Genomic DNA, 19,799 nt, shown 5'->3' on the forward strand with positions numbered 1-19,799 from the left:
GTCACAGACGATGGCCTCAGTAACAAACCGTGCACCAAGGAGGCACTCCGATGACGGGGACCAACCGCTGGCCCGCGCTGCTCGTGCTCTGCGCCGGCAGCCTGATGATCATCCTGGACGGCAGCATCGTCGCCGTGGCGCTGCCCGCCGTCCAGGCCGACCTCGGCTTCCCGGCGGCCGGACTGGCCTGGGTGGTGAACGCCTACCTGGTCGCCTTCGGCGGGCTGCTCCTGCTGGCCGGGCGGCTCGGCGACCTGCTCGGCCGGCGGCAGGTCTTCCTGGCCGGGGTCGCCCTGTTCACCCTCGCCTCGCTGCTCTGTGCGGTGGCCGCCGGGCCGGGAACCCTGGTCGCCGCCCGGTTCGCGCAGGGCGTCGGAGGTGCCCTCACCACCGCGGTGAGCCTCGGCATGATCGTCCGGATCTTCCCCGAGCCGGCCGAGCGGGCCCGCGCCATCGCCGTTTTCAGCTTCACCGGCGCGGCCGGCGCCTCGCTCGGGCTGCTGGTCGGGGGAGTCCTCACCGACCTGGCCGGCTGGCGGTCGATCTTCCTCATCAACCTGCCGATCGGGGTGGCCATCGTGGCCGGCGCCGTACGCCTCATCGCGCCGGACCGGGGCGCCGGGCTCCGGGCCGGGCTGGACCTGCTCGGCGCGGTGCTGGCCACGGCCGGGCTGATGGCCGCCGTGCTGGCCATCGTGGGCGCCGGCGAGCACGGGTGGACCTCGCCGCGCACCCTCGGCGCGGGCGCGCTCGCCGCGGCGCTGCTCGCCGGTTTCGCCGCCCGCCAGCGGCGCGCCGCCACGCCGCTGCTGCCGCCGCGGGTGCTGCGCGCGCCCGGCCTGGTCGCCGCCAACGCCACCCAGTTCCTCATGGTGGCCGCCTACTTCGGCTTCCAGTTCCTGCTCGCCCTGCACCTGCAACTCGTCCTCGGGCTGGACCCGGCGGCCACCGGCTTCGCGTTCCTGCCCACCCCGCTGGTGATCGCGGCCGTCTCGCTGGGGCTGGCCGGGCGGCTGGTGGGCCGGTTCGGGGCCCGGGCCGTGCTGGTCGGCGGGCTGGCGCTCGCCGTGGCCGGGTTCCTGCTGCTGGCCCGCCTCCCGGTGGACGCCCGCTACGCCGCCGACGTGCTGCCGGCGTTGCTGGTCTTCGGCGCCGCGGGCGGGCTCACCCTGCCGGCGGTCACCACCCTGGCCATGGCCGGCGCCGAGCCCGCCGACGCCGGACTCGCCTCGGGGCTGGCGAACACCACCCAGCAGGTCGGTGGGGCGCTCGGGCTGGCCGTGCTGGCCACCCTGGCGGCGAGCCGCACCGACGCGCTGCGCGCCGCCGGCACCGACCAGGTGGCCGCACTCGCCCTCGGCTACCGGTCCGCCTTCGCGGTCGCCGCCGGGCTGGTGACCGCCGCCCTGCTGGTCGCCCTCCTCACCGCCCGCTCCGCCCGCCGTCCCGCCCCCGCCGCCGCGACCGGTCAGGCGCCGAGGTCCTCCAGCACTCCGGCCAGCAGGTCCACGGCGGCCGGGTAGGCGTGCGCCGGTGGGTGGGCGTAGCCGACCACCAGGCCGGGAGGCCCGCTCTCCGGGTGGTGCCGGTGCGGGGCCAGGCCGCCGACGGCGAGCCCGCGCGCGGCGGCCGCGGCCAGCACCTCGGCCTCGGTCGGGCCACCGGGTCGCAGGTGGACGGTGGCGTGCAGGCCGGCCGCCACCCCGGCCACGGGCGACCGGCCTCGCAGCCGGTCCAGCAGCAGGTCCCGCCGCTGCCGGTAGCGGCGCCGGACGGTGCGGATCTGCCGGTCGTAGCCGTGCCCGTCGATCAGTTCGGCGAGGGCGAGCTGGCCGATCGTCTCGGTGTGCAGGTCAAGGTGGCGCTTGGCCTCCACCACCGGCTCCACCAGCCGGGCCGGCAGCACCAGCCAGGCCAGGCGGAGCGCAGGCCCCAGCGTCTTCGCCGCCGTGCCCACGTACGCGACCTGCTCCGGGGCGGTGCCCTGGACCGCGCCGACGGGCTGCCGGTCGTAGCGGAACTCGCCGTCGTAGTCGTCCTCGACCACCAGGCCGCCGGTTGCCCGGGCCCATTCCGCCAGCGCATGCCGGCGGGCCGGGTGCAGGGTCACCCCGGTGGGGAACTGGTGCGCCGGGGTCACCACGGCCGCCCCCATCCGGGCCAGCGGCCCGGCGCCGAGCAGGTCGGTGCGCGCGCCGAACCCGTCGACCGGCAGCGGCAGCACCGTGCCGCCGTGCCGGCGGACCACCTCCCGGTGGAAGGCCAGCCCGGGGTCCTCCATGGCCACCGCCGGGGTGCCGGCGTCCCGGAGCACGCCGGTGAGCAGCACGAGGGCCTGGACGTACCCGGTGGTGACCACGATCCGTTCCGGGTCGGCCAGCACGCCCCGGGTCCGGCCCAGGTAGCCGGCGAGCGCCCGGCGCAGCTCGGGGCGGCCGCGCGGGTCGCCGTAGCCGTACGCCTCGGCGGGGGCCACGGCCAGCGCCCGCCGGGTGGCCCGCAGCCAGGCGGTGACCGGGAAGAGCCCGACGTCAGGGCTGCCCGGGCGCAGGTCGTACGGGAAGGTTGGCGGTCCGGGCGGCGGCGCGGCCGGCGGCGGCGCGGCCCGGAGCAGACCGCTGACCTCCGTGCCCGCGCCGATCCGGGCGACCAGCCAGCCCTCGGCGACCAGTTGGTCGTAGGCGGCGCTCACGGTGCCCCGGGACAGGCCCAGCTCGGCGGCGAGGGCGCGGGTGGCCGGCAGCCGGGTGGCCGGCGGGAGCCGCCCGTCGCGGATGGCGTCGCGCAGCGCCCGCTCCAGCCCGGCCCGCCGGCCGCCGGTGGCGTCCAGCTCCAGGTGCAGGTCGACGCCGAAATCGGCCCAGTCCATCAGCACGGAATTGGAGCTTACGGACGGGCCGCCGGCGCGGCGAGACTGGCCGCATGACCGAGCTGAGCCGGCGGGCCGCCGCGCTGCGCGCGCTGCACCGCCCCGGGGACCCGCTGACCCTGCCGAACGCCTGGGACCCGGGATCCGCCCGGGCGGTGGTCGCGGCGGGCTTCCCGGCCGTCGCCACCAGCAGCGCCGCGGTCGCCGAGGCGCTCGGACACACCGACGGCGAGGCCACGCCGGTGGCCGAGATGTTCGCGGCGGTCGGCCGGATCGCCGCGGCCGTGCCGGTCCCGGTCACCGCCGACCTGGAACGGGGGTACGGGCTGCGCCCGGCCGAGCTGGTCGAGCGGCTGCTGGCGGCCGGGGCGGTGGGCTGCAACATCGAGGACTCCGACCCGCGGACCGGGCGGCTGTACGACGTCGAGGAGCAGGCCGACCTGCTCGCCGGGATCCGGGCGGCGGCCCGCGCGGCCGGCGTGGACCTGGTGCTCAACGCCCGGGTCGACGTGCACCTGCGGGCGGACGGCCCGGCCGAGGAGCGGCTCCCCGAGGCGGTGCGCCGGGCCCGCCGCTACCGGGCGGCCGGTGCGGACAGCGTCTACCCGATCCTGCTGGCCGACCCGGAGCAGATCCGCGGCTTCGTCTCCGAGGTGGACGCCCCGGTCAACGTGCTGGCCCGGCCCGGCGCCCCGGCCCCCGCCGAGCTGGCCGCCCTCGGCGTGGCCCGGATCAGCTTCGGCTCGGGCGTCTACGCGGCCGCCCGCGCCCGCGCCGCCGAGCTGCTCGCCACCGTCCGCGCCGGCGGCGACCCGTTCGCATCCTGAGCCGCGCCGCCGGGTCGGGTCGCCGGATGCCCGCCGGGACGGCAGGATGGGCGGATGGGCGCCGCTGACGAGACCCGGGACGGGGTGTCGCTGACCAACCTGGACCAGCCGCTGTTCGACGGGGCCGGGGCCACCAAACGCGACCTGGTCGACTACCTCGACGCGGTCCACCAGCGGATCCTGCCCGGGCTGCGGGACCGGCCGCTGTCGGTGGTCCGGGTGCGGCCCGGCCAGGACTCGTTCATGCAGAAGAACCTGCCGAAGTACACGCCGGACTGGGTGCGCCGCACCTCGGTCTGGGCGGAGGCCTCGCACCGCAGCATCTCGTACGCCCTCTGCGACGACCGGCGCACGCTGCTCTGGTTCGCGAACCAGCGGGCGGTGGAATACCACCCGACGCTGGGCCGTGCCGGGGACCCGGAGCACCCCACCCACCTGGTGCTCGACCTGGACCCGCCGGTGGGCGACTCGTTCGGCGCGGCGGTCCGCACCGCGTTGCTGGTCCGGCAGGCGCTCACCGACGCCGGGCTGGCCGGTGCGGTGAAGACCAGCGGGGCGAAGGGGCTGCACGTCATCGTTCCGGTGGACCCGGCGACCACCGCCGAGGAGGCCGCCGCGGCGACCCGGGCCCTGGCCGCCCGCGCCGAGCGGCTCGACCCGGCGCTGGCCACCACGGCCTTCATCGTCGAGGACCGGGGCGGCCGGGTCTTCGTCGACTCCACCAGGGCGTACGGGGCGACCGTGGTGGCCGCGTACAGCCCGCGGATCCGGCCCGGCACGCCGGTGTCGTACCCGGTCGGCTGGGCCGACGTCGAGGCCGCGACACCGGCCGACTTCACCGTGAAGACGGTGCCGGCGCTGCTCGGGGACCGGGACCCGTGGGCGGAGGCGCTGCCCGCGCCGCAGCGGCTGCCGGAGGAGCTGGTGGCCGAGGGGCGGAGCATCCCGGTGGCCCGGGTGCAGGCCATGCACGAGGGCAAGCGCCGTGCGAGGGCCCGCCGCGAGGCCGGCTGACATGCGGAAAAGCCCGGGCCAGCGGCCCGGGCTTTCTCGTGTCTGTGCCCCCGGCAGGATTCGAACCTGCGCCCCCGCCTCCGGAGGGCGGTGCTCTATCCCCTGAGCTACGGGGGCTCAGCGACCCGAGAAGAGTAGCAAACGCCTTCCCGGATCACCGAATCGGCACCCGGCGCGCCGATCGTCCGCGGATCAGGCGGCGGCCAGGGGGCGACCGCAGCTGGGCAGCGGGTGGAGGACGATGCGGCGCGGCAGGCGGCGGGGCCACTCGTTGCGTGGCCAGGAGCCGTCGACGATGAGGTGCACGGTGCGCTCCTCGGCGCCGCTGAGCCGCAGCACGAAGTCGCGGGGGAGCGGCGGGTCGACCGTGGGGGTCGTGATCATGAAGCGCACCCGGCCCCGGGACGAGACCGCCGAGATCACGTCGGCCGCCGGCATGGTGCCGCGCAGGCGTACCCGGCCGATCCAGTAGACGTCCGCGGCGTGCTCCTGGGCGGCACGGGTGATCGACGGGTACTCGCTGCGCACCCAGCGTTCGACCGCGCCGACGCAGAGCCCGCAGGCCCGCTCGCGGGGCTCCCGCGGACCCAACCCCCAGGCCCGCAGGTACGCCCCGACCGTGCCGGCGTCCATGGTCAGCTCGAACTGGCGCTCGATGAGGGTGGTCAGGCTCTGTCGCGTCCAGAGCTCCTCGTCCAGGCCGAACTCGTCGGGGTGGACGCCCCGGAGCACGTCGATCAGTTCGAGTTCCTGTTCGCGGCTGAGCGTTCCCGGCTCGCCCTGCCGCAGTCCGCGACGGACGGCTGCCACCGCCCCGTCACCGCCGATGGTGTGGCGTCGGCACCAGCTGGTCACCGACCGCCCTGCGTCTCTGAGTGCAACCCCCACGTCCTGCGCAACGAGCCCGAATCGCAACTGGTCACGATATGTGCGGAGAAAAGTCTCCAAGCAGCGCAATGGGTTGTACCGCTCAAACCGTTATAAAGCGGCATAACGGACGCGAGCGCGGTCCGGGTACGCGAAGGGCCCGCGTCGCACACGACGCGGGCCCTCCCGTCCGAGCAGGTGTTAGAGGGTGCCGCCCAGGCGCTTGAGCGCCGCCGTGAGGTTGGCCAGGTCCTTCTGCTGGGTGTTCTTCATGACCTGGGCGACCGCCAGCACGTCGTCGTCGTGCCCCTGGTCGAGGATCCCGTCGATCATGTGCACCCCGCCGACGTGGTGCCGGATCATCATCTGCAGGAACAGCACGTCGAACTCGCGGCCGGTGGCCGCCTTGAGCTTCGCCATCTCCTCCGGCGTGGCCATGCCCGGCATCAGCCCGTTCTTCACCGCCGCCCCGTCCGACATCCAGGCCATCGGCGGCTGGTCCCCGGTCGGGTCGAGCTTCCAGGAGCGCAGCCAGGTCTGCATGGTGCCGATCTCGCCCTGCTGCCCGGTGGCGATGTCACCGCCGATCTGGCGTACCTCCGGGTCCTGGCCCTGCTTGAACGCCAGCAGCCCCATGGCCACCGCCTGCGCGTGGTGGCTGGTCATGTCCCGGGCGAAGCCGGCCTCGGCCGAGTTCTCGCCGGGGCGGGTGAGCGTCGGGGTGAGCAGGCCGCCCGCGTAGCCGAGGACGAGACCGACCACGACGGCGGCGGCCAGGGCCAGGGCGCCGAAGCGCCGCGCGGCCCCCCGGCCACCGTCACCGGTGTCCGGGGCCTCGTCGTGCTCGGTGTCCGTCGTCACGGCGGCGGTCATCGCGGCGTCCTCACTGGGTGGGCTGCTCGGGCATGTTGTTGGGGAGGTTGTCCCGCGGGGTGGTGCCGGTGGCGGTGACGCCCTGGTCGCAGAGGGCGGTCGGGCCCTCGATGGAGGCGTTCACCCGGAGGGTCTTGATGAACTCGTCGATCCGGCCGTCGTCGGCGTTGTCGACCTTGAGCTGGAAGCCCCACGCCTGGAGGGAGATCGGCTTGTCCAGCCCCTCGTACGGGCTGAGCATGAGCTTCTCCTTGCCCTGCACCTTGGCCTTGAGCTTCTCCACCTGGTCGGCGGGCAGGTCCGGGCGGTAGGTGATCCAGACGGTGCCGTGCTCCAGGCTGTGCACCGCGTGCTCGTTGGCGATCGGGGCGTCGTAGACGTCGCCCATGCAGTTCTGCCAGGCCTGGTTGTGCGGGCCGGCGACCGGCGGGGACACGTCGTACTTGATCGTGCCCGGCTGGTGGTTGCCGCCCTTGACCAGGTTCTTGTCCTTCTTGCGGAAGTCGACCATGCCGTTGATGGCGTCGGCCCGCTTCTGCCACGGCTGCGAGCCCTGGTAGACCGCCCACGCCCCGACACCGATGATGCCGGCGGCCAACACGCCCACCGCGACGAAGAGGGCGATCGGACCCCACGAGCGACCCTGGCTCACCTTCACCGGGGTGACCGGCTTGCGGCCCTTGCCGCCGGTCTGCCGGGGGGTGCCCTTGCCGGCCCCGGCCTTGCCGCCGGCGGGCTTGTCGGCAGCGGCGGGCCGGCCGGCGGCCGGCTTCTTGCCGGTGCTGACCACGGTCGGACGGCGCTCCGGGCCGCCCGGGGTGCTGATGCTCATCGTGCCTCGTCAGGTCGGTCGGTCAGGGGAGCCGCGGGGCCGGTTCACATGCTGGGTCGCCGCCGCGGGGACCGAGTCTACCCCCGATAACATGGTTCGGTGACTCCCGCAGAACTCGCCGAGGTCGTCCTCGCCGCAGCCCACGCCGTCTTCGTAGACCGGGGACTGGATCGCTCCGCGCTGCCCGCGCAGACCACCGTCGAGCGGCCCCGCAACCCCGAGCACGGCGACTACGCCTCGACGCTGGCGCTGCAGCTCAGCAAGAAGGTCGGCGTGCCCTCGCGGGAGCTGGCCGCCGCCCTGGCCGACCAGCTGGGCCGGGCGCCGGGGGTCAAGTCGGTGGAGATCGCCGGCCCGGGCTTCCTCAACATCCGGCTCGACGCGGCCGCCGCCGGCCAGCTCGCCAAGGTCATCGTCGAGGCCGGCCCGGAGTACGGCCGCAGCGACGCCCTCGCCGGCCAGCGGATCAACCTGGAGTTCGTCTCGGCGAACCCGACCGGCCCGGTGCACATCGGCGGGGTTCGCTGGGCGGCCGTCGGTGACGCGCTCAGCCGGCTGCTCCGCGCCACCGGCGCCGACGTCGGCACCGAGTACTACTTCAACGACGCCGGCTCCCAGATCGACCGGTTCGCCCGCTCGCTGCTCGCGGCCGCCCAGGGCCAGCCGGCGCCGGAGGACGGCTACGGCGGCGCGTACATCGCGGAGATCGCGGCCGAGGTGGTCAAGCGCCGGCCCGAGGTGCTCGACCTCGACGAGGCCGCGGCCCAGGAGGTGTTCCGGGTCGAGGGCGTCCAGCTGATGTTCGCCGAGATCAAGTCGTCGCTGCGCGACTTCGGCGTCGAGTTCGACACCTACTTCAACGAGAAGGACCTGCACGACCGGGGCGAGCTGGACAAGGCGCTCGACCGGCTGCGGGAACAGGGCCACCTCTACGAGTCCGAGGGCGCCACCTGGCTGCGCACCACCGACTTCGGCGACGACAAGGACCGGGTGCTGCGCAAGTCCAACGGCGAGTGGACCTACTTCGCCGCCGACTGCGCCTACTACCTGGACAAGCGCGAGCGCGGCTTCGAGCGCGTGGTGATCATGCTGGGCGCCGACCACCACGGCTACATCGGCCGGATGAAGGCCATGGCCGCCTGCTTCGGCGACGACCCGGACCGCAACCTGGAGATCCTCATCGGCCAGCTGGTCAACCTCCTCCGCGACGGCGCCCCGGTGCGGATGAGCAAGCGGGCCGGCACCGTGGTCACCCTGGAGGACCTGGTCGACGCGATCGGCGTGGACGCCTCCCGCTACGCGCTGGCCCGCTACTCCAGCGACTCGCCGATCGACATCGACGTGGAGCTGTGGACCCGGGCCACCCGCGACAACCCGGTCTACTACGTGCAGTACGTGGCCGCCCGCACCGCCAGCGTGGGCCGCAACGCCGCCGAGGTCGGGCTGACCCGGGGCGAGTCCGCCGCCTTCCACGCCGAGCTGCTCTCCCACGAGAAGGAGAACGAGCTGCTCAAGGCGCTCGCCGAGTTCCCCGCCGTGGTGTCCTCGGCGGCCGAGCTGCGGGGCCCGCACCTGGTCGCCCGCTACCTGGAGCGGCTGGCCGCCGCCTACCACCGGTTCTACGACAACTGCCGGATCCTGCCGCGCGGCGACGAGGAGGTCACCGACCTGCACCGGGCCCGGCTCTGGCTCAACGACGCCACCCGGGTGGTCATCGCCAACGGCCTGCGCCTGCTCGGCGTCTCCGCCCCGGAGCGGATGTAATGCGGGCGCACGAGGCCGGTGCCCTGCACGGCGACATCGGCAACCGGTCACCGGCCTGGCTGCGTACCCCGGTTGACGTCAACGACCTGGTCCCGCAGCTGTGGCCGCGCAACGTGGCGCGCGGCGCGGCCGGCGCGCTGGCGGTCGCCGGCCTGGACGTCCGCGACCTGGCCGCCGAGTTCGGCACCCCGGTGTACGTGCTCGACGAGGACGACCTGCGCGCCCGCGCCCGCGAGTTCCGCGACGCCTTCCCGGACGCCGACGTCTACTACGCCGGCAAGGCGTTCCTCTGCCGCGCCGTGGTGCGGATGATCGCCGAGGAGGGCCTGTTCCTCGACGTCTGCACCGGGGGCGAGCTGGCCACCGCGCTGTCGGCCGGGATGGAGCCCGCGCGGATCGGCTTCCACGGCAACAACAAGTCCGTGGCCGAGCTGACCCGTGCCGTGGACGCCGGGGTGGGCCGGATCATCGTCGACTCGTTCGCCGAGATCGACCGGCTCACGGCGCTGGCCCGCGAGCGCGGCGTACGCCCGAAGGTGCTGGTCCGGGTGACCGTCGGCGTGGAGGCGCACACCCACGAGTTCATCGCCACCGCGCACGAGGACCAGAAGTTCGGCTTCTCCCTGGCGGGCGGGGCGGCCGCGGCGGCCGCCTTCAAGATCCTCGACGAGGACGTGCTGGAGCTGCGCGGGCTGCACTCGCACATCGGTTCGCAGATCTTCGACGCCAGCGGCTTCGAGGTCTCCGCCCGCCGGGTGCTGGCCCTCCAGGCGCAGATCCGCGACGCGCGCGGGGTCGAGCTGCCCGAGCTGGACCTGGGCGGCGGCTTCGGCATCGCGTACACCACCCAGGACGACCCGGCCGCGCCGCACGAGCTGGCCAAGCGGCTGCGCAAGATCGTCGACGGGGAGTGCGCGGCGGAGAACCTGGCCGTGCCGCACCTGTCCATCGAGCCGGGCCGCGCCATCGTCGGTCCCGCCGTGTTCACCCTCTACGAGGTGGGCACGGTGAAGGACGTCGACGGGATCCGCACCTACGTGAGCGTGGACGGGGGGATGAGCGACAACATCCGCACCGCGCTCTACGACGCGTCCTACTCGGCGACGCTGGCCAACCGGGTCTCCGGGGCGGAGCCGATGCTCGCCCGCGTGGTGGGAAAGCACTGTGAGTCCGGGGACATCGTGGTGAAGGATGAATTCCTGCCCGCCGACGTGCAGCCCGGAGATCTTGTCGCGGTGCCCGGCACCGGGGCCTACTGCCGGAGCATGGCCAGCAACTACAACCATGTCCCGCGGCCCCCGGTCGTCGCCGTCCGCGACGGTCGGGCGCGGCTGATCGTCCGCCGGGAGACCGAAGACGACCTGCTCGCATTGGATGTCGGATGACCTCACCCGTTCGCTTGGCGCTGCTCGGCTGCGGCACGGTCGGCAGCGACGTGGTGCGGCTGCTGCACGAGCAGTCGGCCGACCTCGCCGCCCGGATCGGCGCCCCGCTGGAGATCGCCGGCATCGCCGTCCGCCGGCTCGGCCGCGACCGCGGCGACCTGCCGGTCGACCCCGCCCTGTTCACCACCGACCCACTCGGCCTGATCAAGCGGGACGACGTGGACGTCGTGGTGGAGGTCGTCGGCGGGATCGAGCCGGCCCGGACCTGGCTGGTCGAGGCCCTGCGCGCCGGCAAGAGCGTGGTCACCGCCAACAAGGCGCTGCTCGCCGAGGACGGCGCGACGCTGCACGACGCGGCCGCCGAGGGCGGGGCGGACCTCTACTACGAGGCCAGCGTCGCCGGGGCCATCCCGCTGCTGCGGCCGCTGCGGGAGTCGCTGCACGGCGACCGGATCAACCGGGTCACCGGCATCGTCAACGGCACCACCAACTTCATCCTCTCCGCCATGGACGCCACCGGCGCCGGCTTCGCCGAGGCCTTGGAGGAGGCCACCGAGCTGGGGTACGCCGAGGCCGACCCGACGGCCGACGTGGAGGGCTTCGACGCCGCCGCCAAGGCCGCCATCCTGGCCTCGCTGGCGTTCCACACCCGGGTCACCGCCGCCGACGTGCACCGGGAGGGCATCACCGAGGTGACCGCCGCCGACGTGGCCAGCGCCAAGGCCATGGGCTGCACCATCAAGCTGCTCTGCATCGCCGCCCGGGGCGCCGACGCGGCCGGCCGCGAGACGGTGAGCGTCCGGGTGCACCCCGCGATGATCCCGCTGACCCACCCGCTGGCCAGCGTCGGCGACGCGTTCAACGCGGTCTTCGTGGAGGCCGAGGCGGCCGGGCAGCTCATGTTCTACGGCCGGGGCGCCGGTGGCGCGCCGACCGCCAGCGCCGTCCTCGGCGACGTGGTGGCGGTCGCCCGCAACCGCCTCGCCGGGGTGCACGCGGCCAGCGAGTCGGCGTACGCGGACCTGCCGGTGCGGCCGATGGGCGAGGCGCTGACCCGCTACCACATCAGCCTCGACGTGGCCGACCGCCCGGGTGTGCTGGAGGCGGTGGCCGGGGTCTTCGCCCGGCACGAGGTCTCCATCGCCACCGTGCGGCAGGGCCCGGCCGGTGGCGGCTCCGACGCCGAGCTGGTCATCGTCACCCACGTGGCGACGGACGCCGCGCTCGCGGCCACCGTCGGCGAGCTGCGCGGGCTGGACATCGTCCGCTCGGTGACGAGCGTGCTGCGGGTCGAGGGCGGGGCGTAGCCGCGCGTCCCGCCTGATGGTTAACCGGAGGTGTGCCGGCGGCCGGTCGGGAAGGCTGGTCCACGCTGGTAGGGGCCCCGCGCCGGCCGGGGCGGCAGAGGCGAGGAGTGCGACATGTGGCGGGGTCTGATCGAGGCGTACCGGGACCGGCTGCCCGTCACCGACGCCACTCCCGTCGTCACCCTGCACGAGGGGAACACGCCGCTGCTGCCGGCGCCGGTGCTCTCCGCCCGGGTGGGCGCCGACGTGTGGCTCAAGGTCGAGGGGGCGAACCCGACGGGCTCGTTCAAGGACCGGGGCATGACGGTCGCCGTCTCCAAGGCCGTCGAGGCCGGTGACAAGGCGATCATCTGCGCCTCCACCGGCAACACCAGCGCCTCCGCCGCCGCGTACGCGGCCCGCGCCGGGATCACCTGCGCCGTGCTGGTGCCCCAGGGCAAGATCGCGCTGGGCAAGCTGGCCCAGGCGCTGGTGCACGGCGCGAAGCTGCTCCAGGTGCAGGGCAACTTCGACGACTGCCTGGCGCTGGCCGGCAAGCTCGCCCAGGACTACCCGGTCGCGCTGGTCAACTCGGTCAACATCGACCGGCTGCACGGGCAGAAGACCGCCGCGTTCGAGATCGTCGAGGCGCTCGGCGACGCGCCCGACATCCACTGCCTGCCGGTGGGCAACGCCGGCAACATCTCCGCCTACTGGATGGGCTACTCGGAGGACCTGCGCGACGGCAACGCCACGAAGGCCCCGACGATGTACGGCTTCCAGGCCGCCGGCGCGGCCCCGATCGTCACCGGGCAGGTGGTGCCGGAGCCCTCCACGATCGCCACCGCCATCCGGATCGGCAACCCGGCGAGCTGGACCAAGGCGATCGACGCCCGGGACGCCTCGGGCGGGCTGATCTCGGCGGTCACCGACCGGGAGATCCTCTCGGCGTACCGGCTGCTGGCCCGCGAGGTCGGGGTCTTCGTCGAGCTGGGCAGCGCGGCCAGCGTGGCCGGCCTGCTCCAGCAGGCCGCCGCCGGCCGGGTGCCGGCCGGCGCCACCGTGGTCTGCACGGTCACCGGCCACGGCCTCAAGGACCCGGAGTGGGCCATCTCCACGGCCCCCTCCCCGCTGACCATCGCCAACGACGCCCTGGCCGCCGCCCGCTCCCTCGACCTGGTCTGACCGGCCCGCGCCCGGCCGGAGCGGGCGGCGTCACGCCGCCCGGGGTCCGTGCGTGGGAGCGTGATCGGGTGCGGCAGACTCTGGACACCCCGTACACCCCTTTGCAGGAGTGAGTAACGCCGATGTCGCGGCTCGCCAGATTCAGTCTCGCCAACCGGGGGCTGATCGCCCTCATCGCACTGGTGACCACGGCGTTCGGGGCGTTCGCCGTGCCGTCGCTGAAGCAGCAGCTGCTGCCGTCCCTGGAGTTCCCGGCGGCGTTCATCGTGGCGCCGTACCCGGGCGCCGCCCCGGAGATCGTCGAGTCGCAGGTCGCCGAGCCGATCGAGAACAGCCTCCAGGGCATCCCGGGGCTGGAGAAGGTGACCTCCACCTCGCGCGAGGGCTCCGCCACGGTCCAGGTGCAGTACGAGTTCGGCACCGACCTGGACGACGTGGTCAACAAGATGCAGACCGCGCTGAGCCGGATCGACGCCCAGCTCCCCGAGGGCGTCGACCCGCAGGTGATCGCCGGCAGCACCGACGACCTGCCCGCCGTGGTGGTCGCCGCCACGGGCGGCGGCGACGAGCGGGCCCTGGCCGAGAAGCTGCGCGGCACGGTCGTGCCGGAGCTGGAGGGGCTGGACGGCGTCCGCACCGTCGACGTCACCGGCGCCCGCGACCAGGTCGTGACAATCGTTCCCGATCCGGCGAAGCTGGCCGCGGCCCGGCTGGCCCCGACCGCGATCGCCCAGGCGTTGAAGACGAACGGCGTGGCGCTGCCGGCCGGCACGGTGATCGACGGCAGCCGGTCGTTGCCGGTGCAGGTGGGCACCCCGATCCGCACGGTGGACGACCTGCGCGGGATCGTGCTCAGCACCGCCCCCGCCGCCCCGGTACGCCTCGGCGACGTGGCCCGGGTGGAGCAGCAGCTCGCCCCGGCCACCGCGTTCACCCGCACGAACGGCAAGCCCAGCCTCGGCATCGCCGTCACCGCCTCGCCGGACGGCAACGCGGTGGCCATCTCGCACGACATCCGGGATCGCCTGGACGAGCTGGAGGCCGCCTCCGGCGCCGACCTGACCGTGGTCTTCGACCAGGCCCCGTTCGTCGAGCGGTCCATCGAGAGCCTCACCACCGAGGGCCTGCTCGGCCTGCTCATGGCGGTCGTGGTGATCCTGGTCTTCCTGCTCTCGGTCCGCTCCACCGTGGTCACCGCGGTCTCCATCCCGCTGTCGGTGCTGGTCGCCCTGATCGTGCTCTGGGCCGGCGACTACTCGCTGAACCTGCTCACCCTGGGCGCGCTGACCATCGCCGTGGGGCGGGTGGTCGACGACTCGATCGTGGTGCTGGAGAACATCAAGCGGCACCTGGAGTACGGCGAGCCGAAGCGGGACGCCATCCTGGCCGCGGTCCGCGAGGTGGCCGGCGCGGTGACCGCCTCCACCCTCACCACGGTCGCCGTCTTCGCGCCGATCGCGCTGGTGGGCGGCTTCGTGGGGCAGCTCTTTGCGCCGTTCGCGATCACCGTGACGGTGGCCCTGCTCGCCTCGCTGCTGGTCTCGCTGACCGTGATCCCGGTGCTGGCGTACTGGTTCCTCAAGCCGCCGCGCGGTGGGGCCGACGAGGCCGCCGACCGGCACGCCGCCGAGGAGAAGGAGCTGCGCAGCCCGTTGCAGCGCGGGTACCTGCCGGTGATCGGCTTCGCGACCCGGTCCCGGGGCACCCGCTGGGCGACCGTGGCCCTGGGGCTGCTGGTGCTCTTCGGCACCTTCGGGCTGGCCCAGAAGCTGGAGACCAACTTCCTGGACGACTCGGGCCAGGACACCCTGGCCATGCAGCAGCAACTGCCGGCGGGCACCGGGCTGACCGGCACCGACCAGGCCGCCGCGCGGGTCGAGGAGATCCTCCGGCGCACGCCGGGGGTGGCGACGTACCAGGTCAGCGCGGGCGGTGGCGACAACCCGTGGGCGGGTGGCGGCAACGACACCGCCTCCTGGTCGCTGGCGCTCACCGACGACACCGACGCCGCGGAGGTCCGCGAGAAGCTGCGCAAGGAGTTCGACGCGCTCGGCCCGGAGGCCGGCGAGGTGACCTTCGGCGGCGGGCAGAACGCCTCCGCCAACCAGCTCGAGGTGGTCGTGCAGGCCGCCGACCAGGAGACGCTGACCCGGGCCGCCGAGGCCGTCCGGGACGCGATGGCCGGCACGCCGGGCGTCGAGGACGTCACCACCGGCCTGGCCACCCGGGTGCCCCGGGTGGAGGTGACCGTGGACCGGGTCGCCGCGGCCCGGGCCGGGCTGACCGAGGCGGCGGTGGGGCAGGTCGTGGCCCAGGCGTACCGGGGGGCGCCGCTCGGCCAGGTCACCTTGGACGGCGGCCCGCAGAACGTGGTGCTGAGCACCGGGGCCCGGCCCCCGCTGAGCGTGGCCGAGCTGCGGGCGCTGCCGGTCGGCCCGGTGAAGCTGGACGACATCGCCGACGTCAACCAGGTCGAGGGCCCGCAGCAGGTGACCCGGATCGACGGTGAGCGGAGCGTGTCGGTGACCGGCACGGCGACCGGCTCGAACCTCGGCGCCACCACCCAGGAGCTGCAGAAGAAGCTGGACGCGCTGGACGTGCCGGGGGCGACGTTCGTCATCGGCGGCGTGAGCGCGGACCAGGCGGACGCCTTCGCCGACCTGGGGCTGGCGGTGCTGGCCGCGATCGCGATCGTCTTCCTGATCATGGTGGGCACGTTCCGCAGCCTGACCCAGGCGCTGATCCTGCTCATCTCCGTGCCGTTCGCGGCGACCGGCGCGATCGGGCTGCTGCTGCTCACCGGCACCCCGCTGGGCGTGCCGGCGCTGATCGGCGTGCTCATGCTGGTCGGCATCGTGGTGACCAACGCGATCGTGCTGCTCGACCTGATCAACCAGTACCGCGGGCAGGGCATGGGCGTGACCGAGGCGGTGGTCGAGGGTGGCCGGCGCCGGCTGCGGCCGATCCTGATGACCGCGGTCGCCACGGTGTTCGCGCTGCTGCCGATGGCGTTCGGCCTGACCGGCGAGGGCGGCTTCATCTCCAAGCCGCTGGCCGTCGTGGTGATCGGCGGGCTGCTCAGCTCGACGCTGCTGACGCTGATCCTGGTGCCGACCCTCTACACGATGGTGGAGCGCACCAAGGAGTCCTTCCGCGAGCGCCGGGCCCGGCGGCGCGGCACGCCGGTGCCCGCGGAGCCGCCGGCGCCGGTTCCGGTGACCGTCGGGGGCGGGGAACGCCCGGCCGAGGCCGCTGAAGGGGCGCCGGCCCGTCCGGCGCCGTCGGCCGCCCTGGTCGACGGCACGGACCAGTTCGAGGTGCTGCGCCTGCCGAAGAGCCGCCGGTCCCCGCTCCCGCCGACCGAGTAGCCGCGCGATCCCCGCAGTGGGTGGCCGTCCCCATGGTGGGCGGCCACCCGCTCCGTACGGGGCAGTGGGAAACGGCCCGGCGCGGTACGGTGAGTTAGCTGACACCTACTTTAGGTGGCAGCCCGTCCCGTGCGGGCGGCCGGCCGGAGCGGAAGCGGGGGCGATGGCGGACGGCGTGGCCCGTTGGGGCAGGCGTGCGATGCTCCGCCGGGCCGCGCTGCTGGGCGGGGGCGCCGCTCTGGGTGTCGCCGGGACCATGCAGACCGCCTGGGTCGCCGACCGCCGGCTCCCACTCGGCGGCGGACCGGCCAGCGCGACCCTGGGCAGCCGCCACCAGCAGGTCGACGGCGGCCTGGAGGTCGTCTGGGGCGTCCGCACCGGCATACCGCTGGTCGCGCTCACCTTCGACGACGGGCCGCAGCCGCACTGGACCCCCATGGTGCTGGACACCCTGGCCGAGCACGGGGTGCCGGCCACCTTCTTCCTGGTCGGCGAGCGGGCCCGGCGGCACGCCGCGCTCGTCCGCGACCGGCTCGCCGGGCACGAGGTGGGCAACCACAGCTGGGCGCACCACGACCTGGCCCGGATGGACGCCCGCACCGCCTACGACGACCTGCGCCGCAGCCACGACGCGATCACGGCGGCCACCGGGACGGCCCCCCGACTGCTCCGCCCGCCCTGGGGGCACCTGGGCGGCGCCGTGCTCCACGCCGCGGCCCGGCTCGACTACCGGCTGGTGCTCTGGACGCTCCAGATGGTCGAGGGGGAGTACCCGCACGACCCCGCGGGGCACGCCCGGCGGATCGTGGCCGACGTGCGGCCCGGCACCATCCTGCTCGGCCACGACGTCGGCCCCGAGCGGCGGCTGGTCGCGCTCCGCGGCCTGCCCGACATGATCACCGGGCTGCGCGCCCGCGGCTACACCTTCGTGACCGTGTCCGAACTGCTGCACCGCGCTGCCGTCCTCGGAGCGGCCCGATAGGGTGCCCGCGTGTCACCCACCGTCTCGGTCCTCGTCCGCAACCGCGACTTCCGCAACCTCTTCCTCGCCGAGCTGGTGGTCTTCGGCGCCGACTGGTTCGTCATGGTGCCGCTGCTCGTGCTCCTGCCGGCGCTGACCGGCAGCGGGGTGTGGGGTGCGCTGGTGCTCGCCGTGGACACCGGCATGACCGCCCTGCTGCTCCCGTACACCGGCACCATCGCCGACCGGTTCGACCGCCGGAAGATCATGATGGCGGCCAACCTCGCCGCGCTGGCCGGCATCCTGCTGCTGCTCGGCGTCCGGAACGCCGGCACGGCCTGGCTGGCGCTGGTGTCGATCGCCGCCGTGGCGGTGGCGAAGGCGTTCTACTCGCCGGCCGCCCAGGCCGCCCTGCCCAACGTGCTCGACCCGGCCGACCTGGCCGCCGGCAACGCCATCGCCGGTTCGGCCTGGGGCACCATGACCGTGGTCGGCGCCTCGCTCGGCGGGGTGCTCAGCGCCGCCGCCGGCCCGTACGCCAGCTTCTGGGTGGCGGCCGTGGCCCTGGCCGGCGCGGCGGGCCTGGCCGCGCTGATCCGCCGGCCGTTGCAGGCGCCCCGCGACCCGGCGGCGGTCGTCCCGCGCACCTGGCCGGCGATCCGCGAGGCGCTGGGCTACATCGCCCACCGGCCCCGGGTGCTCGCCCTGGTCACCGTGAAGTCGGCGGTCGGCCTGGGCAACGGCGTGCTGACCGTCTTCCCGCTGCTCGCCGGGCTGTACGGGGTCGGCGCGATCGGCACCGGCCTGCTCTTCGCCTCCCGCGGCGCCGGCGCGCTGGTCGGCCCGATCCTGATGCGCCGGGTGCTCAGCAACCGGGCCTGGCTGCTCACCGGCCTGGCCCTGTCCATGTCCCTCTACGGCCTGGCCTACGTCGGCGTCTCGCTGGCGCCCTGGTTCCCGCTGGTGCTGGTGCTGGTCTTCCTGGCCCACCTGGGCGGCGGCAGCAACTGGGTGCTGTCCAACTACGCCCTCCAGGGCGAGGTGCCGGACCGGTTGCGCGGCCGGGTCTTCGCCACCGACATGATGCTGGCGACGCTGGCCATCGCGGTCAGCCAGCTGGTCGTGGCGCTGGTGGTCGACGCGGTCGACGAGCGGACCGTGCTGGCCGGGTGCGGGCTGGTCACCGTGGTCTACGCGGTGGGCTGGCGGTTCGCCACCCGGCGGCTGTCGCTCACCGACCCGGTCGAGGAGGCGGCGCCCAGCCGCACCCCGTGACGGCGCGCCGTTCCCACGGTCCGGGCGATCCGGCGCGCTGTCGGTGCCGGGTCCTAGCATGAGCCGGTGCCGATGACTTTCACCTCCGGTCCCGTCCGGGTCCGGGTGCCCGCGACCAGCGCGAACCTGGGCCCGGGCTTCGACGCGCTCGGGCTGGCTCTCGGGCTGCACGACGACGTGGCGGCCGAGGTGACCGCCGGCGGCGTCCGGGTTGCGGTGACCGGCGAGGGCGCCGGCGAGCTGCCCGACGGCGACCGGCACCTGGTGGTGACCGCCATGCGGGCCGCCTTCGACGTGTTGGGCGCGCAGCCGGCCGGGCTGGCCCTGGAGTGCGTCAACCGGATCCCGCAGGCCCGGGGCCTCGGGTCCTCCTCGGCGGCCATCGTGGCCGGCGTGCTGCTGGCCCGCGCGCTGGTCGCCGACGGCGCGACCCGGCTGGACGACGCCGCCGCGCTCCGGCTGGCCTCGGAGCTGGAGGGGCACCCCGACAACGTGGCGCCCTGCCTGCTCGGGGGCTTCACGGTGGCCTGGACGGAGCCGGCCGGCGCCCGGGCCGTCTCGCTGCCCGTGGCGGCGGCGGTCCGCCCCACCGTCTTCGTGCCCGGCGAGCGCGGGCTGACCTCGGTCGCCCGGGCTGCGCTGCCGGCCACGGTGCCGCACGGCGACGCGGCCCTGACCGCGGGGCGGGCGGCGCTGCTGGTGCACGCGCTGACCGCCGACCCGGGGCTGTTGCTGCCGGCGACCGTCGACCGGCTGCACCAGGACTACCGCGCCGCGGGCATGCCCGCCACGGCGGCCCTGGTCAGCGCGTTGCGTGCGGCGGGTGTGGCGGCTGTGGTCAGTGGGGCGGGGCCGACCGTGCTGGCGTTGTCCGAGGTCCCCGCGGGATTCGACGCGGGAACAGATTGGCGCCGGTGGGAGTTGCCGATAGACGTCAGCGGTGCCCGGGTCGCCCGGGGTAGACTTGGACACGCCGAGCGGGACCCTGTTGCCGCAGGTCGGAAGAGTTGATTACGCTCTACACCTAGCACAGCCGCGAAGCATGCGATCTCCTGCGGGTCGGCGCACCCCCGAAGCTCTCGGCGGTCAGCCCGTCACCCCTGCCAAAGGCCCACGCCGCACCGCAGTTTCCACAGGTCGCCGCAGACGGCGAGACCTGCTCACCGACGTTGGTGAGTCGGGAAACCGACCGGCTGCTGTGTCACAGACTCCCGCGACGCGTCCTTGCGAGGCGGGTGCACCGAGGCCGCCCGGCCACCTGTTCTCGACTCCGGGCAGCCCCGGCCTATCGAG

The 19,799-nt window shown here is 74.6% G+C and carries 15 protein-coding genes and 1 tRNA gene; 11 read left to right on the forward strand and 5 right to left on the reverse strand.

Annotation, left to right across the window (positions count from 1 at the left end):
• Positions 1–50: 50 nt before the first annotated feature.
• Entirely contained in the window at positions 51–1,523 is a 1,473-nt protein-coding gene (locus NLX85_RS14015) for an MFS transporter (protein WP_254335137.1), read from the forward strand.
• Here the strand turns inward: NLX85_RS14015 and NLX85_RS14020 are convergent.
• Entirely contained in the window at positions 1,469–2,869 is a 1,401-nt protein-coding gene (locus NLX85_RS14020) for a PLP-dependent aminotransferase family protein (protein ID WP_305885043.1), read from the reverse strand. The genes NLX85_RS14015 and NLX85_RS14020 overlap by 55 nt on opposite strands.
• Before the next feature lie 53 nt (positions 2,870–2,922).
• On the opposite strand from NLX85_RS14020, the gene NLX85_RS14030 reads away from it, so the two are divergent.
• Together NLX85_RS14030 and ligD are read left to right on the forward strand one after the other, a co-directional pair.
• Complete coding sequence (locus NLX85_RS14030; protein WP_254335139.1) at positions 2,923–3,696, forward strand: isocitrate lyase/phosphoenolpyruvate mutase family protein; 774 nt, start codon at positions 2,923–2,925, stop codon at positions 3,694–3,696.
• 54 nt (positions 3,697–3,750) lie between these two features.
• Positions 3,751–4,710 carry a non-homologous end-joining DNA ligase gene (ligD, locus tag NLX85_RS14035; RefSeq protein ID WP_254335141.1) on the forward strand — a complete coding sequence of 320 codons (960 nt, stop codon included), beginning with the start codon at positions 3,751–3,753 and terminating at the stop codon, positions 4,708–4,710.
• A 45-nt stretch (positions 4,711–4,755) separates the two neighbouring features.
• Here ligD and NLX85_RS14040 read toward each other — a convergent pair.
• From NLX85_RS14040 to NLX85_RS14055, 4 genes are all read right to left on the reverse strand, one after another.
• A tRNA-Arg gene (locus NLX85_RS14040) sits at positions 4,756–4,827 on the reverse strand.
• 75 nt (positions 4,828–4,902) lie between these two features.
• Positions 4,903–5,598 carry a winged helix-turn-helix domain-containing protein gene (locus NLX85_RS14045; protein WP_091318678.1) on the reverse strand — a complete coding sequence of 232 codons (696 nt, stop codon included), beginning with the start codon at positions 5,596–5,598 and terminating at the stop codon, positions 4,903–4,905.
• 180 nt (positions 5,599–5,778) lie between these two features.
• Positions 5,779–6,450 carry a DUF305 domain-containing protein gene (locus tag NLX85_RS14050; protein WP_254335143.1) on the reverse strand — a complete coding sequence of 224 codons (672 nt, stop codon included), beginning with the start codon at positions 6,448–6,450 and terminating at the stop codon, positions 5,779–5,781.
• Between the two features lie 10 nt (positions 6,451–6,460).
• The gene (locus NLX85_RS14055) at positions 6,461–7,282 is read right to left on the reverse strand and encodes a DUF3105 domain-containing protein (RefSeq protein WP_254335145.1); all 822 of its coding nucleotides are present in this window, start codon (positions 7,280–7,282) and stop codon (positions 6,461–6,463) included.
• A gap of 99 nt (positions 7,283–7,381) precedes the next feature.
• Here NLX85_RS14055 and argS point away from each other — a divergent pair, with 99 nt between their 5' ends.
• The 8 genes from argS (at position 7,382) to thrB (ending at position 19,517) form a co-directional block, all read left to right on the forward strand.
• On the forward strand, positions 7,382–9,046 hold the full coding sequence (argS, locus tag NLX85_RS14060; RefSeq protein WP_254335147.1) for an arginine--tRNA ligase: 1,665 nt from the start codon (positions 7,382–7,384) through the stop codon (positions 9,044–9,046).
• Complete coding sequence (gene lysA / locus NLX85_RS14065) at positions 9,046–10,431, forward strand: diaminopimelate decarboxylase (RefSeq protein WP_254335149.1); 1,386 nt, start codon at positions 9,046–9,048, stop codon at positions 10,429–10,431. The genes argS and lysA overlap by 1 nt, the downstream gene beginning before the upstream one ends.
• The gene (locus NLX85_RS14070; RefSeq protein ID WP_254335151.1) at positions 10,428–11,738 is read left to right on the forward strand and encodes a homoserine dehydrogenase; all 1,311 of its coding nucleotides are present in this window, start codon (positions 10,428–10,430) and stop codon (positions 11,736–11,738) included. Before lysA ends, NLX85_RS14070 begins: the two co-directional genes overlap by 4 nt.
• 114 nt (positions 11,739–11,852) lie before the next feature.
• The gene (gene thrC / locus NLX85_RS14075; RefSeq protein WP_254335153.1) at positions 11,853–12,902 is read left to right on the forward strand and encodes a threonine synthase; all 1,050 of its coding nucleotides are present in this window, start codon (positions 11,853–11,855) and stop codon (positions 12,900–12,902) included.
• Positions 12,903–13,024: 122 nt separating this feature from the next.
• On the forward strand, positions 13,025–16,270 hold the full coding sequence (locus NLX85_RS14080; RefSeq protein WP_254335154.1) for an efflux RND transporter permease subunit: 3,246 nt from the start codon (positions 13,025–13,027) through the stop codon (positions 16,268–16,270).
• Positions 16,271–16,433: 163 nt separating this feature from the next.
• Positions 16,434–17,252 carry a polysaccharide deacetylase family protein gene (locus NLX85_RS14085; protein WP_254335156.1) on the forward strand — a complete coding sequence of 273 codons (819 nt, stop codon included), beginning with the start codon at positions 16,434–16,436 and terminating at the stop codon, positions 17,250–17,252.
• 9 nt (positions 17,253–17,261) lie between these two features.
• Positions 17,262–18,506: an MFS transporter gene (locus NLX85_RS14090; protein ID WP_254335158.1), complete on the forward strand. Its 1,245-nt coding sequence runs from the start codon at positions 17,262–17,264 to the stop codon at positions 18,504–18,506.
• 72 nt (positions 18,507–18,578) lie between these two features.
• The gene (gene thrB / locus NLX85_RS14095; RefSeq protein WP_254335572.1) at positions 18,579–19,517 is read left to right on the forward strand and encodes a homoserine kinase; all 939 of its coding nucleotides are present in this window, start codon (positions 18,579–18,581) and stop codon (positions 19,515–19,517) included.
• Positions 19,518–19,799 lie beyond the last annotated feature (282 nt).

Origin of the sequence: Micromonospora sp. A3M-1-15 (assembly GCF_024213425.1) — a bacterium.
In the GTDB taxonomy this organism is placed as follows: Bacteria; Actinomycetota; Actinomycetes; order Mycobacteriales; family Micromonosporaceae; genus Micromonospora; species Micromonospora chersina.

Bases quoted from the DNA above. Each gene is read 5' to 3' on its own strand.
- NLX85_RS14015 (WP_254335137.1), top strand. From the start codon at position 51: ATGACGGGGACCAACCGCTGGCCCGCGCTGCTCGTGCTCTGCGCCGGC.
- NLX85_RS14020 (WP_305885043.1), bottom strand. From the start codon at position 2,869: ATGGACTGGGCCGATTTCGGCGTCGACCTGCACCTGGAGCTGGACGCC.
- NLX85_RS14030 (WP_254335139.1), top strand. From the start codon at position 2,923: ATGACCGAGCTGAGCCGGCGGGCCGCCGCGCTGCGCGCGCTGCACCGC.
- ligD (WP_254335141.1), top strand. From the start codon at position 3,751: ATGGGCGCCGCTGACGAGACCCGGGACGGGGTGTCGCTGACCAACCTG.
- NLX85_RS14050 (WP_254335143.1), bottom strand. From the start codon at position 6,450: ATGACCGCCGCCGTGACGACGGACACCGAGCACGACGAGGCCCCGGAC.
- NLX85_RS14055 (WP_254335145.1), bottom strand. From the start codon at position 7,282: ATGAGCATCAGCACCCCGGGCGGCCCGGAGCGCCGTCCGACCGTGGTC.
- lysA (WP_254335149.1), top strand. From the start codon at position 9,046: ATGCGGGCGCACGAGGCCGGTGCCCTGCACGGCGACATCGGCAACCGG.
- NLX85_RS14070 (WP_254335151.1), top strand. From the start codon at position 10,428: ATGACCTCACCCGTTCGCTTGGCGCTGCTCGGCTGCGGCACGGTCGGC.
- thrC (WP_254335153.1), top strand. From the start codon at position 11,853: ATGTGGCGGGGTCTGATCGAGGCGTACCGGGACCGGCTGCCCGTCACC.
- NLX85_RS14080 (WP_254335154.1), top strand. From the start codon at position 13,025: ATGTCGCGGCTCGCCAGATTCAGTCTCGCCAACCGGGGGCTGATCGCC.
- NLX85_RS14085 (WP_254335156.1), top strand. From the start codon at position 16,434: ATGGCGGACGGCGTGGCCCGTTGGGGCAGGCGTGCGATGCTCCGCCGG.
- thrB (WP_254335572.1), top strand. From the start codon at position 18,579: ATGACTTTCACCTCCGGTCCCGTCCGGGTCCGGGTGCCCGCGACCAGC.